Origin of the sequence: Bradyrhizobium genomosp. III (assembly GCF_000261705.1) — a bacterium.
GTDB classification, from domain to species: domain Bacteria; phylum Pseudomonadota; class Alphaproteobacteria; order Rhizobiales; family Xanthobacteraceae; genus Bradyrhizobium; species Bradyrhizobium ottawaense.
The window spans coordinates 1-766 of the sequence record NZ_AJQF01000244.1 but is presented as its reverse complement, the minus strand read 5'-3'; the positions used below and the strand labels follow the sequence as shown (position 1 = coordinate 766).

General features: G+C 66.8%; 2 protein-coding genes. Both read left to right on the top strand.

What is annotated here, in order from left to right; translation table 11 throughout:
• The coding region (locus IC66_RS0121335; RefSeq protein WP_157158073.1) for a TOBE domain-containing protein at positions 1-373 on the top strand (373 nt) is incomplete at its 5' end.
• A gap of 44 nt (positions 374-417) precedes the next feature.
• Positions 418-766 (top strand): PfkB family carbohydrate kinase (locus tag IC66_RS0121330; RefSeq protein ID WP_244429140.1); only part of this gene is annotated, 349 nt, incomplete at its 3' end.

The window sequence follows — 766 nt, the reverse complement described above, 5'->3', positions numbered from 1 at the left end:
CGGCTCGCCAGCCATGAATTTCTTTCCGGTCGAATGGCGACAGGAGCGTGCGATCCTTTCGCAAGGCGGAACGGTGGTGCCGCTGGGCGAGGAGACGGCAAACGGGCTGCGGCGGGCCGGCAGCGCTGTGCTTGGCATTCGTCCCGAACATTTTGCCGTTGCCACCGATGCCGCCGACGGTATTGCAGTGAACGTCAAGCTCGTTGAGCCGCTCGGCTCGGACACGCTGATCCATTTCGATCTCGCCGGCGCGGCATCCATCGCGCGGGTCGATCCGTCGCTACGACCGAAGGTCGGCGATCGCCTCAGCCTCCGCCCGCAACCCGGCCGGACGCATCTGTTCGACGCCGCAGACGGGCGGGTCTTGCGGTGAGCTCGCCGGCGAACATTGGAAATCCGTCGGCGCTGGCAGAGCTCGTGTCCAAGGCGGATCGCGTGCAGGTGATTTGCCTCGGGCTGTCGGCGCTCGATCAGATCTGGCGCGTCGACCGGCTCTTTGCAGGCAGAAGCGAGAAGATCAAGGCCGCCGGCTACGGGACCCTCGGCGGCGGCATGGCCGCCAACGCCGCGGTTACGGTTGCAAGGCTCGGCGCGGCGGTCGCGTTCTGGGGCCGGGCAGGCAATGATGCCGCCGGCCAGGAGATGCGGTCCGCCTTCGGCGCCGAGGGCATCGATGTCGAGAATTTCCGGCTGTTTCCCGATGGCCGCTCGTCGGTCTCCGGGATCATCGTCGACAGCTCGGGCGAACGGCAGATCGTCAATTTCC